The following is a 16713-nucleotide window of genomic DNA, read 5'->3' on the forward strand; positions in this document are numbered from 1 at the left end:
AATAAATATTAGTGTTTTCTGCGAAATAATTAACGATTTTTGTGATTCATTTGCGTTGTTTTTGTATGAAAAATCTTAATTTAAAATGGATCTACCTTGTTATACTATCTGTGATATGGGGAAGTTCTTTTATATTAATAAAAAAATCCCTTTTAGGTCTTACTCCTTACCAATTAGGAGCTTTAAGAACAATTATCACTGGCTTGATATTACTAAGCGTAGGTTTTAAAAAATTAAAATCTATTGAAAAAACTAAATTAAAATGGATTGCCTTATCCGGATTTTTAGGCTCATTTTTTCCTGGATTTCTTTTTGCCATTGCAGAAACAGAAATTGATAGTGCTGTAGTTTCAATATTAAATTCTCTGGTGCCATTAAACACAATAATATTAGGGTTTACCGTATTTAAAATAATCTCTACAAGACGTCAAATTATAGGTGTTATTATTGGTTTTATAGGCACTTCTATTCTTATTTACAAAGGCTCTGAACTCAACCCTAATCAAAATTACTTTTTTGCCATCTTTGTTATCATATCTACTTTAATGTATGCCGTAAACGTCAACATTATAAAACGGCATTTACAAGATGTTAAACCTTTAGCTATAGCTGCTGGTAATTACGCATTTATAATTATACCTGCTGTTATTGTACTTTTATTTACCAATTTTTTCTCTTCTGAGACTCTAAATAATGAAAAATTACCCAAAGCTTTAATCTTTGTAACTATCCTATCAATATTTGGCACTGCAATGGCTAAAGTGCTTTTTAATAAATTAGTACAAATATCTACTCCTGTTTTTGCCTCTTCGGTAACCTATGTTATTCCTATAACAGCATTAATTTGGGGCGTTTTAGATGGTGAATCTTTTAGCGTAATACAAGCTTTGGCTGCCGTACTAATTCTGTTTGGTGTGTATTTGGCCAACAGACGTAAGTAAATTGCATAAAAAAAACCGAAGCTTTCACTTCGGTTTTTATAACTTATTAAAAGTATTATTACTTTTTAGTTAAAGTCTTCGGCAGTTACACCTTCGTTTATTTTTACTTCTTTAGTATCAAAAGTGAATGACTGAGGACCAGCAGTAACTTTCATTGTGTAAGGCATTTTTATGCCACCTACTTCTTTATAGTTAGAGTAATCTACAGTTGTTGTTATAGATTGTCCCTGAGCTTCTGTTGTTTCCTCTGTTCTTAATAAGTAACCTGTTTCAGCATCATAGTATCTGTATGACGTTTCAGCATCTTTAGTTACTTTTATTTTATAAGCATCTTTACCTTCAATAGTTGTTAATGTTTCTAATTCAATATCTGAAGACTCCATATATAATTCTTCAAAAATACCTTTACTAGATTTTCTAGAAGACAACTCTTTTTCTTCCATAGGAATTTTTCTTCCTTGTTGCTCCATATATCCATTAGATCCATCGAAGTTTTGCTTCATTAATGTTCCCATACCTTCAGCAACTACTTCCATTTTGTATTTGTTTGGTGCCATTTGCTTAGTAGTAGCTATTGGCTTAAACGGTGCTCCAACAATGGTCATTTCTGCCACCTCTAATGTAGTATTTACATCTCTTAAAGCTGCCTCACCACCTATAGCTGCTACGTAATTTTTGATTACTTTTTCTGCAGTTAATCCTTCTGGTAATGGCTTAGAGAAAACAGGCTTCTCTGTTGGGTTAGCGTATGCATCAAAATACTTTACAGGAATTCCTGTTTTTTCTAAATTTTCTAAAACTTCGCTTCCTTTACCAACAACAACTATACGTGCATTTTCTGGTCTAAAGTGTTTGTTTGCTACTCGCATAACATCTTCTTTAGTTACTGCATTGATCTTAGCTAAGTATGTAGAATAAAAATCCTCTGGTAAATTATTTAACTTAATGCTTAATGCATAGTTAGCAATGGTTCTTGGGCTTTCTAGATCTAAAATAAAATCACCTACGTATTTTGCTTTAGCATTTTCTAAATCTTTAGAATCAACTGGCTCTGTTTTAATTCTGTTGATCTCTTTTAAAGTCTCAACAACAGCACTATCCGTCACCATATTTCTTACTGCTGCACCAGCTGTAAAACGAGATGCTCCATATCTGCTTGGGCTAATACTAGTACGTGCGCCATAAGTATAACCATGCTCTTCACGAAGGTTCATATTTAAATAACTACCAAAACCACCACCTAAAATTTTGTTTGCAATTAATACTGCGTGATAATCTTCATCATTCATTTTAAAATCTACATTGTTGGTCAATGAGATATTAGACTGCACTGCGTTTGGCATGTCTACAAAGTTAACTTGAGTGTACTGTGCATTTGCCATTGGCTTTGGTAAAGTAGTATCTACACCAGCAGACTTTTCCCATTTACCAAAATGCTCTTTTATTTTGCGCTTAACATCACCCATTTCTACATCTCCAACAATTACAAGGTATGCGTTGTTAGGATTAAAATATTTTTCATAAAATGCTAAAACGTCTCCAAACTCAATGTTGTTTACAGTTTCTTCAGTAACAAACTCTCCATAAGGGTGTTTAACACCATAAGATAATGCAGAACCAACTCTACGAGCAACTGCATCTACACTCTTTTTGTCTGATTTAAGACTCTCAATAAGCTTTTCTTTTTCTTTTTCAAATTCTTCCTTAGTTAATAGTGGATTTATTGCTGCATCAGCCATTAATTCAATTATTCTATCAGAGTATTTTGAAAGCGAACTTGCAAAAGCACTTTGAGATCCGAATCCTAAATTAGCGCCTAAAAAGTCAATCTCGTCATTAAATTCGTCCTTAGGAATGTTAACAGTTCCGTTACCAAGCATAGCTCCTAAAATGCTAGAAACACCTGCTTTTTTACCTTCTGCAATTGGCTTATTATCGATTCTTAATGTGATAGAAACTCTTGGTAATTTATGGTTCTCTACAACTAAAACTTCGATACCATTCTTTAACTTAAATTCACCTGGTTTCTCTAAAGTAATTTTTGGTGCAGGTCCTGGTTTTGGTTGCTTAGATCTATCTATTTGTGCATTTATTGTGCCTACTGCCATTAAAAACAATACAATAAATGCTGATATTTTAGTTTTCATATTACTATTCATTTTTATTTTATTGATCATCTTTTTTAGGTAAATACTCTAATATTAGACGTTGATTAGGGTTTAAATACTTCTTGGCAACATCTCTTATTTCTTCTCTTGTAATAGAGCGATAGATCTCTATCTCGTTATTAATTAAGTTAACATTGTCGTATAGCATGTAGTATCTTGCTAAAGAGTTTGCAATACCCTCTATACTAGAATTAGAGTTTACAAATTGATTCTCAAATTGGTTTTGAAGTTTTTGGTAATCGCGCTCAGAGATTAATTCTGTTTGAATTTTAGCAATTTCTTCATCCATTTCTGTAATTAAAGTATCTAGCGATACATCACCTAAAGGCAATCCAAACAAGGCATAAATACCATAATCTTCTTGACTAATATTAACAGCTTGTACTGCTAAAGCTTGCTTTTGCTCATCTACCATTTTCTTGTATAACACAGAGCTTTTACCTCCACTTAAATAGCTAGAAATCATGTCTAAAACATAAGCATCTTTATCTTTAAAAGAAGGTGTTCTGTATGCAGCAATTACAGCAGGTATCTGAATATTAGGATCGTAAGTTTTGTCTCTTATAGCTTCTTGTATCGGAGCTTCTTTTGGAAGGTCTCTAACAACCTCTTCTCCTCTAGGAATTGGCCCAAAATAATCTTGAATCATTTTCTTAAGCTGAGGCTTATCTATATCTCCTGCTACTACCAGTACAGCATTGTTTGGCACGTAGAATTTTTTATTAAAAGCCTGAAACTCTTCTAACGTTGCTGCATCTAAATGATCCATAGATCCAATAGTTGCCCATCTGTAAGGATGTACTTTAAACATACGTTTTTTAACTTCAGCTAATAAATTACCATAAGGTTGGTTATCTACACGAAGTCTCTTTTCTTCTTTTACAACTTCATTTTGTGTATCAACACCTACCTGATTGATAACTGGGTGTAATAATCTTTCAGACTCCATCCAAAGACCTAACTCTACACTATTAGAAGGAAATACTTCGTAGTAATATGTTCTGTCGTCTGTAGTATTTGCATTATTGCTTCCACCATTTGATGTTACAATATTAAACCACTCTCCACGCGGAATATTCTCGGTACCTTCAAACAATAAATGCTCAAAAAAGTGAGCAAAACCAGTACGTTCTGGGTTTTCATCTTTTGCACCTACATGGTACATTACAGATACAGTGACTACTGGAGCAGAATTATCTTGATGCAATATAACGTGCATTCCATTGTCTAAATCGTACTCCTCAAATTCCACTTGTTGCGCATTGGCAAGAGAACCAACAAACAACAAGAGTGCTAGAGTAAATAAGCTTTTTCTCATTATTAATAAGTGTTTAAATTTTAAATTGTTTAAGTGTTTGTCTTAACATGATGTGCATTGTTACACAAAGGCACACAAAAATAAGGAATCATTATGCTTTATTAACATAATTAAATGTGAAAACTACACTCATCGTAGCATCCTGATTTAAAATCAGATATACTTTTAAATTGAAAAGTGCGCTAAATGCCTTAAAACGTTTGTAGATTAGGAATTTAGGAGTATATTTGCATCCGCTTTCTGAGAAAAGCATATTTTATTTAATAAACAAATTAATAAAAACGTTACGCTATGTACGCAATTGTAGAGATAGCAGGGCATCAATTTAAAGTTGAAAAAGACCAAAAAGTTTTTGTTAACCGTTTATCTACTGAAGAAGGTAAAAACGTTGATTTTGACAACGTACTTCTTATAGGTGATGGTAACAATGTTACTTTAGGCGCCCCAGCTATAGACGGAGCACAAGTAAGTGCAAAAGTCTTAAAGCACCTTAAAGGTGATAAAGTAATAGTTTTCAAAAAGAAAAGACGTAAAGGTTACCGTGTAAAAAATGGTCATAGACAAGCCTTAACTGAAATCGTAATCGAAAGCATTACTGCTTCTGGAGCTAAGAAAGCTGCTCCTAAGAAAGAAACTAAAAAAGCTGAACCAAAAGCTGCTGCTAAAAAAGCAACTACAGGTAAAGCTGATGATTTAAAGAAAATTGAAGGTATTGGACCAAAAATCGCTTCTACTTTAGCTGAAGCTGGTCTTGCTACTTATGCTGATTTAGCTAAGTCTACACCTGAAGCAATTTCTGAAATCATTGCTGATGTTCGTGGTAACCACGTTACTGACACTTGGCCTGCACAAGCTAAATTAGCTGCTGAAGGTAAGTGGGACGAGCTTAAAAAATGGCAAGACGAATTAGATGGTGGTAAAGCTTAATTGCAAAACCACTTAAGTTTAACAATATAAAACCTTAAGACAATGGCTCATAAAAAAGGAGTTGGTAGTTCTAAAAACGGTAGAGAATCAGAATCGAAACGATTAGGTGTTAAGATTTTTGGTGGTCAAGCTGCTATCGCTGGGAACATAATCGTAAGACAAAGAGGTAATACACACCATCCAGGTGAAAATGTATACCAAGGAAAAGACCACACTTTACACGCTAAAGTTGATGGTATCGTAACATTTACTAAGAAAAAAGACAACAAGTCTTACGTTTCTATAGCACCATTTGAAGCTTAAGAAACTATTTTCTTAATAAAGAGACTTTTAAAAAAGCGACTAGAATTATCTAGTCGCTTTTTTATTCATAACATTTTCATCATACAAACTATAGATTTAAATAACATGCACTGCATTACTTTACAAGTTTAAATCATAGTTTCACATTGTTTACCAATAGCTACTTTAAAACCCTTTTTCTTCTTGTTGTTGCATTCTCAATTAATGCCCAAGAAACAATCGCAACAAAAGAAACAGAACTCTTTTCTTTAAAAGCTGAATTAGAAAATGCAATTAAAGAAGATAACCGCACCTCCATTGGTATAACAAACATTAAACTTGCAGACTTTTTTTATCGTATTTCACTTTATAAAGAAGCCACTACCTATTACCAAAACTACTTAGAATTACATCTTCCTAAGGATTCTAGTTTTATTAAAGTTCAAAACCAACTGGCTCTTATTAACTTAGAACTAAAACAATATGGTTTGGCAGAAAGCCATGCTTCACTTGCGCTAAGGACTTCAGAGTATATAAATTACAAAAAAGGAGAAGCAACATCTAACGCTTTGTTAGGGAGTGTGGCAGAAAAACAAAGTAACTACAACGATGCACTAAAATTTCAGAAAAAGAGTTTAGCCTTGTTTAGCTTTTTAAAAGACAGCACTGGCATTGCCATTACTAACGAAAACATTGGCAGTATTTACGAAGATTTAGAGCAATACCAAAAGGCCTTAAATTACTTTAATGTTGCACAGAGCTTTTCTAAGAATAGTCCATGGGATTTAAAAATAAATATCATTAATAACATTGGTGATATTAACAGAAAAACAAAAAAATATATTGAAGCTATCGGCTACACAGAACAAGCTCTGGAACTCGCCAAAACCTCAAACAACCAGTCACAATTGGTTAGCGCTCTTAAAGATCTATCCAGAACCTATGCTGACATGGGCAACTTTTCCAAAGCTTATGAATACCTCAACAATCAAAACATTGCTAACGAAGAAGAGCTTATTCAAAACAACAATGAAATAGTAAGCGCACTACAAATTCTACACGATGTAAAAGAAAAAGAGAATGAGGTGCAATTACTAAATAAGCAAAACGAAATAAACAAAGTACAGCAAAGCATTATCCTTATTATAGCAAGTGCTCTAACTCTAGGACTATGTGCACTTTTTTTATACTGGAAGAAAAGAAAAAAACACGAAAAACACATCTTAGAATATCAGCAACAATTACTACAGGCAGATTTAGATAAAAAAGCAGCCAAAGAAATTGCTCTAAACAGAGAAATAGACATTAAAGTCTCTGCTCTCACAAATTATAGTCTTCATATTGCGCACAAAAACAAAATGCTTTCTGACATTTCTAAGACACTCTCTAAATTAAAAGACCGCAACAGTGCACTGGTTTCAAAAAAGCTAAAAGATATTGTTAAAGACATAGAATCAGATTTAGAAAACAATAATGAATGGACAGAACTTATGAGTTATTTTGGCCAGATACATCCAAGTTTCTTTTCAAAACTTAAAAATGATGCTAAAGAAAAACTCTCTTCTTCAGAAATGCGATTGTGTATGTTGCTCCGTCTTAACCTTTCATCTAAAGAAATTGGAGGTATCTTAAGAATTACATCAGATAGTGTTAGAATAGCACGTTACAGACTTAGAAAAAAACTGCCTTTAGAATCCAAGGACGACCTACAAGCTTATCTTCTCAATTTATAACCAATGTTTTGTCAACCTTTATGCAATGTTACGTAATTGTAAATGTTGCCATGTTTTATAGTGTTTTTAGGCAGGTAAGTTACTTTTTGTTAACGCTCATTTTATCTACAAGTACAGTCTTGAGTATAGTTTTGAGGTAAACAAAAATCAACCTTAAATGAAACATTATTTTACCCTTTTATTATTAACAATATCTTTCTTCGGATTGGCTCAATCCGGAAACTTACAAGGTGTTATAACAGATAAGGATGGTATTACCATTCCTGGCGCAACGGTGTCTGTTGCATCGCTTAACAAAGGAACTGTAACAGATTTTAATGGAAAATACGTTCTGGTAAATATTCCTGAAGGAAAGCATACCATTACCGTAAAATATCTTGGTTTTTCAGATGTTACTCAAGATATAGACATTGTAGCAGACCAAACTGTAGCATTAAACTTTACCCTAAATTCTGAAGATACCGAATTAAAAGAAGTTACAATTAGTGGCTTTGGACTTAGCGGACAAGCAAGAGCACTAAACACCCAAAAGAACAAACAAAACATTACTAACGTAGTGTCTACAGACCAAATTGGTAAATTCCCAGACGCAAACATTGGAGATGCTGTAAAACGTATTCCTGGTATTACAATGCAGGTAGATCAAGGTGAAGCACGTAACATAATTGTTCGTGGTCTTTCTCCTCAATTAAACTCAGTTACCTTAAACGGAAGTAGAATTCCGTCTGCTGAAGGCGATAACCGTAACGTTCAAATGGATTTAATTCCATCGGATATGATTCAGACTATCGAAGTAAACAAAGCCGTAACGCCAGATATGGATGCTGACGCTCTTGGTGGTTCTGTAAACTTAATTACGCGTACATCGCCTCAAGGTTTCCGTTTGTCTGCAACAGTTGGTTCTGGCCTTAACTTTATTACAGACAAAAGAATTTTAAACGGATCGTTCTTAGTTGGAGACCGAAGTAAAAACGATAAATTCGGTTGGATGGTTTCTGCATCTATTAACGATAACGACTTTGGTAGCGATAACGTTGAAGCAGAATGGACAGACGAGTTTGAATTTAACAATGGAGATGCTGACAACCTCGAAGCTGTAGATGTTAATCCTTATGCTAACGTTTTTGAAATTAGAGAATACCTTGTACAACGTGTACGTCGTAGCTTTTCAGCTAATTTAGATTACAAATTCGATGATAATAATTCTGTTTATTTCAAATCAATCTACAACTGGAGAGACGATAGAGAAAACCGTTTTAGATTAGAGCATGAAATCTTAGATGGCGAAGATATTGAGGCTGGTGATTTCTCAGTAGATGGCAATGGCAACCTTACTATGTTCCCTGTTGAGGCAAAACGCCAATCTAAAGGTGGTATTAATAACGACCGCAACAAAAACAGACGTTTAGAAGACCAACGTATGCAAAACTACAGTCTTGGTGGAGAGCATTTATTGAGCAACGTACAACTAGACTGGATGGCATCTTTCGCTAAAGCTTCAGAAGAGCGTTTAAACGAGCGTTATTTAGAGTACGAAAGCGAATATGCTATCAACTTTAATAACAATCAAGATAAACCTTTATTCTCGCCTACAAATCCTGCTGATGCTAGCTTCGCAGATTTTGAATTTGGCGAGCTTACAGAAGAAAACCAATATACAGAAGAAGAGGACATTAATATTTTTGTGAATGCACAATTACCTTTATCTGTTATTGATGGTAATGATGGCTTTTTAAAGTTTGGTGCTAAAACAAGATTAAAAAATAAAAACAGAACAAACGGTTTTATCGAATACAGTGATGAAACTGGCGCTTTAGAATTTTTAGGAATGGTACCTACAAGAAGCTATTCTGATACAGACTTCTTAGCTGGTAGCCAATACCAAATCGGCACCTTTGCTAGTCCAGAATTTTTAGGAAGTATAAATCTTAACGACACTAACCTTTTTGAAGCTGAAGATTTACCAGAAGAATATGCTACTGCTAACTTCGATGTTAACGAAAACGTATATGCTGGTTACGCTATGCTTAACCAAAACATTACAGACAAATTAAGTGTTTTGGCAGGTGTGAGATTAGAGCATACTTCTATAGAAAGTACAGGTAACGAGCTTGTTTTTAACGAAGATGGTGATGTTGATGGTATTGCTGAAGTTAAAGACGAAAACTCATACACCAACATATTACCTGGTGTACATTTTAAATATGATATAACGGATAATACCGTTTTACGTTTTGCTTGGACTAACACTTTAGCAAGACCAAACTATGTAGATTTAGTACCATACAGAGAAATCAATAACGAAGATGAAGAAATTTTCTTAGGAAACTCTGAACTAGACCCAACAACATCTATGAATTTCGACTTTATGGCAGAGCACTACTTTAAATCTGTTGGTATTGTTTCTGGAGGTTTATTCTACAAAAGTATATCTGACTTTACTTATGTGTTTCAATCTGAAGATGAAAACGGCTACGAGGTTTACCAACCTTTAAATGGTGATGACGCTTCTGTATTTGGTGCAGAAGTATCTTTTCAACGTCGATTAGATTTCTTACCTGGTTTTGCTAAGAATTTCAGTATTTATCTTAACTATACCTACTTAACTTCCAGTGCAGATGGTATCCGTAACGAGGATGGTGAAAAGCGTACAGATTTAGATTTACCACAAACGTCGCCAAATATGTTCAACGGTTCATTAGGTTATGCTGGTAAAAAATTCAGCTTACGTTTATCGGCTAATTATTCTGATGCTTATATCGATGAAATTGGTGGAAATGCGTTTGAAGACCGTTATTACGATCAGCAATTCTTCTTAGATTTCAATGCAAACGTGGCTTTAAATAACAACTTAAGCCTTTACTTAAACCTTAATAACATTACCAACCAACCGTTACGTTATTACCAAGGTGTGAGTAGCAGAACAATGCAAATGGAATACTACGATATGCGTTTAACATTCGGATTAAAATATGATCTATTCAAAAAGTAAAATGATGAAGAAAACCTTAATACTAGGTGTCATTTCTGCTGTAGTTTTTTCTTGCGGAAACGGATTACCAGAAATTGCACCAACACTTAAATCCGAAAAATTACCACACGATAGTGACGACCCAGCAATTTGGATTAATCACAAAAACCCTGAACAAAGTATTGTCTTTGGCACTGATAAAGATGAAATTGATGGTGGAGTTTACGCTTTAGATTTAGACGGAAAAATCATAAAAGAGAAAAGTTTAACTGGAGTAAGTTATCCTAATAATGTGGATGTAGAATACGGTTTTAAACTGAACGACTCTACAAAAACCGACATTATAGTATTTTCTGAACGTGAGAAAAACCAAATTAGAGTATACTCAGTACCTGATATGAAACCATTGGATAATGGAGGCTTCAAAGTGTTTGAAGATGAAACAGATGTTTTACAAAAACGACCAATGGGAGTTTCTATTTATAAGAATCCATCAACTAAAGAGATTTCTGTATTTGTGAGTAGAAAAGCAGGACCAACGGAAGGTTATTTATACCAATATGCCTTGGTTAGCGATTCTTTAGGAGTACATTCTAACTTATTGCGTAAAATGGGAACTTTTAGTGGCCAAAAAGAAATTGAAGCCATTGCTGTAGATGACGAATTAGGTTTTGTGTATTTCTCTGACGAAGGCGTTGGTATTAGAAAATACCACGCAGACCCTAAAAAGGGAAACAAGGAAATTGCACTATTCGGAACGGATAATTTTAAGGATGACATTGAAGGTATTGCGATTGCAACTTACCCAAACGGAGAAGGTTTCCTTATCGTGTCTAACCAACAAAACCACAGTTTTAACATCTTTAAACGAAGCGATAACAGCTTTGTAAAGGAAATAAACTTAGGAACGATTGAGACAGACGGTTGCGATGTTGTAACGACACCTTTAGGCAAAAAATATCCAAACGGACTATTTGTATCTATGAATGACGAGCAAGACTTTTTCTTTCATGCTCTTGATTCATTAAAGTTGAAGTAATTTTTTTCAAGTTAATTTTTATAATTGGTTAAGAACCCTTTCTGTTTTGGAAAGGGTTTTTTATTTAAAAAACACCCCTAAAGTCCCCTCAAGGGGACAGCCCTCATAAGTTTAATTGTAACTATTGTCCCCTTGAGGGGACTTCAGGGGTGTAATTATAGTTTTGCCAACACTATTCCCATTTAATTTCCGTTATTGTATTGAAAACCAACCAATCTTTATGAAACGCTTAGTACTCTTTTTAAGTCTTGTATTTCTTTTACAAAGTTGTAAATCTTCATACAGCAAAACTGAATTACTTAAAGAAAATAAAGCCTTAAAAGAACGTATTAAAAAACTTGAAACTGCTGATACTGTAAATCAAGAAGCCGCTATTGAACTTAAAAAAATGAATGTGGTTTATCGAGGTGTTATAAATCCAGTTTACATATCAAAACCTAATGCTGTTTCCTTTGAAGCTACTGCTCCAGGCCTGAGAAAAATTGACAGTTTAGGAAATTATAATTTAAGTCCTGGTACAGGTAGAGCAGTAGATATTACAATAAAATCTAAACTTAAAAATGGAGATTCTTTAACCGAAACAAAAACATTGAGGATTAAAGATATTTCTGCACCTATTGGCACAATAAATGGCATTGGTTGTGGTAGTAAATGTGAACTTAAATTGAAGAAAGAAGATTTAACTGATGCTGTAATAAATGCTGAAATGAAAAACTTTTTACATGATTTAGGCATAGCAGTGATTTCATTTAAGATTAAAATGCCTCACTATAGAGTAATTAAAATAAGCGGTAATAAAATGAATGTTAGAGCTAATGATTTATTCACTTTACTTCAGCCTGATGATTCCGTAATAATATTCGATATAAAAATTAGACTTTCAGGCAACTCTAGGTACAAATTAAAAGGTGTTGCACCTATAATAATTAAAATAATAGAATAATTTCTAAACAATTTCCATCTTCTTCAATAGGAAGCTCGCATTCATATTTTGGCAAACGCCTTTCTTTAGTTTGTAGTCAAAAAAGAGTTCGTCGTTTTTAATTTCAGCATCAAAGTAGTAGTTTTTTACAGCCTCTAATTCAGTTTCAATTTCAGTAAGACTTAAATCGTGCGTTGCTATAATTCCTGTAGCATTTTGGCCAACTAATTTTTCTACAAACTTTCTTGAGCCAATGGCTTTGTCAGTTGAATTGGTGCCTTTTAAGATTTCATCTAAAATCACGAAATAGTTTTTGTCTTCAGCAATAGTGTCTACAATAAATTTTAGTCGTGTAAGCTCACTAAAAAAGTACGAACTATCATCGGTCAACGAATCTGTAGTACGCATACTTGTAATGAGTTTAATCGGCTTGTATTTGCTTGTTTTCGCACAAATAGGCAAACCAACATTTGCCATAACAATGTGCAACGCAACCGTTCTTAAAAAGGTACTCTTACCAGCCATATTAGCTCCTGTAACGATGAAAAACTGCTCTTGTAACAATTCTAAATCGCTATCAATTCGCTTTTCAGCATTCAACAAAGGATGTCCTAAACTTTCGGCTTTAATTGTAATATTTTCTGAAGTAATTTCAGGGTAACTAAAGTCTTGATTATTATAAGCATAATTACCCAAAGTGTTGTACGCATCAAAAAACGTCACCACTTCAAACCAATCCTCAACCTTATGTGCATACTTACTAATCCATTGTTCCACACGATAGGTTTGCCTTATATCCCAAAGCAAATATCCATTTCCAAAAATGGCTGATATGAGGTTATTTCTGTTATCTAAAGCATCTAAAGCTTTTGAGAATTTTGTAAATATCTGTGAGGCTTTTTCACCTTCAGACTGTATTTTTTGTTGCTGTTGTTGCAATAACTCAGACTGAAATTCTTTCTGTTCAATTTCTTTCAGTAATAAAGCATATTGTCTAAAGGTGTCTTTAGCTTTTTCGGTGTTTTGGGCAACATTATTAATTGATTTTAAAAATCTTCCAGTAATCGCTAAACCTAAAAGCAACCAATATCCAGCATATTTTATTGGAATAATTTCAGTAAATCCTAAGACCAAAAGTGCTACTGAAGCTACACTAAAGCCAATTGTTAACCAATATAATGTAGCGTTTAAAAATGGTTTATAATCCTTTAGCCATTCAATAATAGATTTTGCAGAATGCTCCACTTTTACACCTTGCGCTACACCAGAATAGTATTGCCTCCATTCGGGCTCATCAGCTAATTCTTTAATCGCATTTTGTCTTGCTTCTATATTAGTAATATCGTTTGCCAACAAACAATTAACAAGCGATTGCGTGCCTTCATTTATAGTTGTTCTGTTGATGTATTGAAAGAAAGAACCTCTTCCAAACAAATCGATATCTAAACTATAGGCATGAGCAGGATTTTGAAATACTTTTCCATCTGCTCTATCATGAAAATCGCCAGAAGCTATTTTAATTTCATCTTCATTAATAGTGGCTAAACGTTTGTGTAGTTCGCGTTTGGTTTTAAGATCTGTATGTCTGGATAGTAAAAACAGAAACACAGCAATGCCAACCACAGCTATAATTGCTGCAACTTGCCAGTTTTGATAGGTTAGATAGATACCAAAGCTAGCCAACAAAAATACGGTAAGCCTAAGCACACTGTATAATCCCATCTTTTTATACAAATCCTTTGCGGTTTGCTGGTGTATTTGCAGTTGTGCTTTATAAAATGTATTTGGGTTTTTCATCATAAACTTTTCGAAGTCGAAATATATGAAAAACCCATACTTTATAGCCTAACTTTAGCTTTATATTAAAAGTCTAAATGCGATTTGTTAAAGTCATTATCCAACAATTTAGGCAAGTCCACTTCTTTTATTGGTAAGTATTTTACCAGAACGTCTTTACCTTCTCTTTCAATAGTGAATTCTGCTTCGTGATCTATAGAATCATAGTAATAGCTCATTCCTTTTACCGAATCTCCTTGTCTTAAACCTGCCTTATAAGCTTCTGAATTCTCATCGATAGACGCAATCTGCTTTCTATCTTCTGGAAAGGTAAAACCTAAATCAAACACTTTAGAAGTTGGTTCGTATTCAAAACCTAATTCATCATAAATTGATTTAAAATCATAGAGTTTTCCCTCTTCAATATGCTTAGTAAAGAATGGTTGAAAGTCTTCTTTCAAATATTGATTTACAGTTTTAATAAAATAAGCATGTGTGATTTTTTGCTCCGTTTTTTCAGCATCATTTTTAAAATCGAGCATCACATCATCTAAACTTTTAGTACCATCAGAATCTTGTTTTATTTTTTGATCTAAGTAAAACGCAAGGAAAGCACCTCGTCTGTAAGGTAGTTTTTGAATGCCTTCTTTCCCACTCCAAAAGTTTTCATACGTCATTTCACTATTTGGCATTTCTCTTGCCGGATTGGTATAAAGTGCCTTTACAAAAGTATTAAATTCATTGATAAAATAGCTTTCATCATAATTATAAATGTTATTCCTGGCTATGTTTTTTAAAGTGTAATAGTCTGTAAATCCTTCGCTAAACCAGTATTGTTTTTCTTCATCATCGTTTCTGATTAAAGACCCAATCCAATTGTGTTGCAACTCATGATTGAATAGATATACCAATCCTGAAACTTCTAAATACTCATTATTTGAAGCATTGGTCGCAAATGAATTGGTTAATCCAGACCCTTGGAAGGAACTGCCTCGTTCTTGCACTGTTGGAATCATAGTAACTACATAGTATTTTTGAGAATTGTCTTGCCAAAATTCACGCTGCGCAGTTACCGTTTTGTCTAGAATACTCAACATCTCAGAGTCTTCAAACACTTCCCAATTACCTCTTATGGCAAACACCACTTTATTACCATTGATGTCCATCTTGTGTGCTCTGAAATCACCACCAACAAAAACAGCAGTATGAAATTTTTCCTCCGAAATACCTTCTATAGTTTGATGGTATTCTCCACTCCCAAAACTATTGACCAGCTTGTAATCATGAGGAAAATCATTCCAAGAAATATTGACATTAAAATTATCTTCTGACTGTTTTAAAACATGCTTTGGAAGCATAAAAAAGTTATGTGAAAACAAATGAAAATATTGAGGTTGAATAATTGGTCTGTATGCTTGTCTGGTTTTTAAATCACCTTTACTGTCTTGCTTTATTGTATATTCAACTTCAATCTGGTTTAATTTTTTAGGATGCGAAATCACATACCAACCACTATCTCTATTGGTTGTTATTTCAGCCTGTTCAGAAAGTACTTTTACATCATGAATTACATTATGTAAACTATCTTGTCCCCAAGCTTTATCTTGAAATAACAAGGTTGTTTGACCATTTTCATTGGCTTGGAAAGTCATTTTTACATTTAGACCAGAATGGTCTTTTGAAGGTGTAACAGTGTAGTTAATAGTGTGGTCTAATGTCTTACTACATGAAAAACAAAGACATAGCACACAAAGCACAAGGATAAATTTTTTCATTTTTTGATTGATTAGATGTTATAATAAAAGACGAAAGATTTGACTTTATGTTACAAAAAAACCTCAAGCTAATAACTTGAGGTTTAATATTATAAACTTAAATACGTTTTATTTATCCTTTAAAAGCCGCTTTTAAGTATTCGCGATTCATACGAGCAATGTTTTCAAGAGAAATACCTTTTGGACACTCCACTTCACATGCACCTGTATTAGTACAGTTACCAAAACCTTCTTCGTCCATTTGCTTCACCATGTTTAGTACACGATCAGTTGCTTCAACTTGACCTTGTGGTAATAATGCAAACTGCGATACTTTAGCTCCAACAAATAGCATGGCTGACGAGTTTTTACAACTCGCTACACAAGCACCACATCCAATACATGTTGCAGCAGCAAAGGCATCATCTGCATCGTGCTTATTTACAGGAATAGCGTTAGCATCTATAGTATTACCAGAGGTATTTACAGAAATAAATCCACCTGCATGCTGTACACGATCAAAAGCACTTCTATCTACAACTAAATCTTTAATTACAGGAAAAGCTGTTGCTCTAAATGGTTCAATTGTAATAGTGTCACCATCCTTAAACATACGCATGTGTAACTGACATGTTGTTACACCACGATCAGGACCATGTGCTTCTCCATTGATATATAGAGAACACATACCACAAATACCTTCACGACAATCGTGATCGAAAGCTACAGGTTGTTCACCTTGCTCAATAAGTTGTTCGTTTAAAACATCTAACATTTCAAGGAAAGACATATCTGGTGAAATATCACTTACTGGATAATCTACCATTTTTCCTTTATCGCTTGCGTTCTTCTGACGCCAAATTTTTAAGGTTAAATTCATAG

The 16713-nt window shown here is 33.8% G+C and carries 12 protein-coding genes; 7 read left to right on the forward strand and 5 right to left on the reverse strand.

The features are described 5' to 3' along the window. Positions 1-65: 65 nt before the first annotated feature. Positions 66-941, forward strand: coding sequence for a DMT family transporter (locus tag P7122_RS09640; RefSeq protein WP_278005579.1), 876 nt, complete (start codon positions 66-68; stop codon positions 939-941). A gap of 65 nt (positions 942-1006) precedes the next feature. Here P7122_RS09640 and P7122_RS09645 read toward each other — a convergent pair whose 3' ends face one another. Together P7122_RS09645 and P7122_RS09650 are read right to left on the reverse strand one after the other, a co-directional pair. After that, a complete protein-coding gene (locus tag P7122_RS09645) occupies positions 1007-3088 on the reverse strand; it encodes a M16 family metallopeptidase (protein WP_278005580.1) in 2082 nt (693 codons plus the stop codon). A gap of 19 nt (positions 3089-3107) precedes the next feature. Next, the gene (locus P7122_RS09650; protein WP_278005581.1) at positions 3108-4427 is read right to left on the reverse strand and encodes a M16 family metallopeptidase; all 1320 of its coding nucleotides are present in this window, start codon (positions 4425-4427) and stop codon (positions 3108-3110) included. A gap of 291 nt (positions 4428-4718) precedes the next feature. Here P7122_RS09650 and rplU point away from each other — a divergent pair, with 291 nt between their 5' ends. The 6 genes from rplU to P7122_RS09680 all read left to right on the forward strand — a co-directional run bounded on the left by rplU (position 4719) and on the right by P7122_RS09680 (position 12322). After that, positions 4719-5354, forward strand: coding sequence for a 50S ribosomal protein L21 (rplU, locus tag P7122_RS09655; RefSeq protein WP_278005582.1), 636 nt, complete (start codon positions 4719-4721; stop codon positions 5352-5354). 42 nt (positions 5355-5396) lie between these two features. Then, positions 5397-5657, forward strand: a complete 261-nt coding sequence (gene rpmA, locus P7122_RS09660; RefSeq protein ID WP_278005583.1) for a 50S ribosomal protein L27 — start codon at positions 5397-5399, stop codon at positions 5655-5657. A gap of 146 nt (positions 5658-5803) precedes the next feature. Beyond that, complete coding sequence (locus P7122_RS09665) at positions 5804-7369, forward strand: tetratricopeptide repeat protein (RefSeq protein WP_278005584.1); 1566 nt, start codon at positions 5804-5806, stop codon at positions 7367-7369. A 157-nt stretch (positions 7370-7526) separates the two neighbouring features. Continuing rightward, a complete protein-coding gene (locus P7122_RS09670) occupies positions 7527-10361 on the forward strand; it encodes a TonB-dependent receptor (protein WP_278005585.1) in 2835 nt (944 codons plus the stop codon). Position 10362: 1 nt separating this feature from the next. Next, positions 10363-11379: a phytase gene (locus P7122_RS09675; protein WP_347402815.1), complete on the forward strand. Its 1017-nt coding sequence runs from the start codon at positions 10363-10365 to the stop codon at positions 11377-11379. Positions 11380-11599: 220 nt separating this feature from the next. Continuing rightward, positions 11600-12322 carry a GldM family protein gene (locus tag P7122_RS09680; RefSeq protein WP_278005586.1) on the forward strand — a complete coding sequence of 241 codons (723 nt, stop codon included), beginning with the start codon at positions 11600-11602 and terminating at the stop codon, positions 12320-12322. 3 nt (positions 12323-12325) lie between these two features. Here the strand turns inward: P7122_RS09680 and P7122_RS09685 are convergent, their stop codons facing one another. The 3 genes from P7122_RS09685 to P7122_RS09695 form a co-directional block, all read right to left on the reverse strand. Further along, on the reverse strand, positions 12326-14098 hold the full coding sequence (locus P7122_RS09685) for a MutS-related protein (protein ID WP_278005632.1): 1773 nt from the start codon (positions 14096-14098) through the stop codon (positions 12326-12328). Between the two features lie 65 nt (positions 14099-14163). Beyond that, the gene (locus P7122_RS09690; protein WP_278005587.1) at positions 14164-15852 is read right to left on the reverse strand and encodes a M61 family metallopeptidase; all 1689 of its coding nucleotides are present in this window, start codon (positions 15850-15852) and stop codon (positions 14164-14166) included. A gap of 112 nt (positions 15853-15964) precedes the next feature. Continuing rightward, positions 15965-16711 carry a succinate dehydrogenase/fumarate reductase iron-sulfur subunit gene (locus tag P7122_RS09695; protein WP_129759902.1) on the reverse strand — a complete coding sequence of 249 codons (747 nt, stop codon included), beginning with the start codon at positions 16709-16711 and terminating at the stop codon, positions 15965-15967. Positions 16712-16713 lie beyond the last annotated feature (2 nt).

This window comes from Winogradskyella marincola, from assembly GCF_029624125.1.
GTDB lineage: Bacteria > Bacteroidota > Bacteroidia > Flavobacteriales > Flavobacteriaceae > Winogradskyella > Winogradskyella marincola.

Excerpts from the sequence above, each read along its gene's own strand:
- P7122_RS09640 (WP_278005579.1), top strand. The coding sequence starts at position 66 with ATGAAAAATCTTAATTTAAAATGGATCTACCTTGTTATACTATCTGTG.
- P7122_RS09645 (WP_278005580.1), bottom strand. The coding sequence starts at position 3,088 with ATGAAAACTAAAATATCAGCATTTATTGTATTGTTTTTAATGGCAGTA.
- P7122_RS09650 (WP_278005581.1), bottom strand. The coding sequence starts at position 4,427 with ATGAGAAAAAGCTTATTTACTCTAGCACTCTTGTTGTTTGTTGGTTCT.
- rplU (WP_278005582.1), top strand. The coding sequence starts at position 4,719 with ATGTACGCAATTGTAGAGATAGCAGGGCATCAATTTAAAGTTGAAAAA.
- rpmA (WP_278005583.1), top strand. The coding sequence starts at position 5,397 with ATGGCTCATAAAAAAGGAGTTGGTAGTTCTAAAAACGGTAGAGAATCA.
- P7122_RS09670 (WP_278005585.1), top strand. The coding sequence starts at position 7,527 with ATGAAACATTATTTTACCCTTTTATTATTAACAATATCTTTCTTCGGA.
- P7122_RS09675 (WP_347402815.1), top strand. The coding sequence starts at position 10,363 with ATGATGAAGAAAACCTTAATACTAGGTGTCATTTCTGCTGTAGTTTTT.
- P7122_RS09680 (WP_278005586.1), top strand. The coding sequence starts at position 11,600 with ATGAAACGCTTAGTACTCTTTTTAAGTCTTGTATTTCTTTTACAAAGT.
- P7122_RS09685 (WP_278005632.1), bottom strand. The coding sequence starts at position 14,098 with ATGAAAAACCCAAATACATTTTATAAAGCACAACTGCAAATACACCAG.
- P7122_RS09690 (WP_278005587.1), bottom strand. The coding sequence starts at position 15,852 with ATGAAAAAATTTATCCTTGTGCTTTGTGTGCTATGTCTTTGTTTTTCA.
- P7122_RS09695 (WP_129759902.1), bottom strand. The coding sequence starts at position 16,711 with ATGAATTTAACCTTAAAAATTTGGCGTCAGAAGAACGCAAGCGATAAA.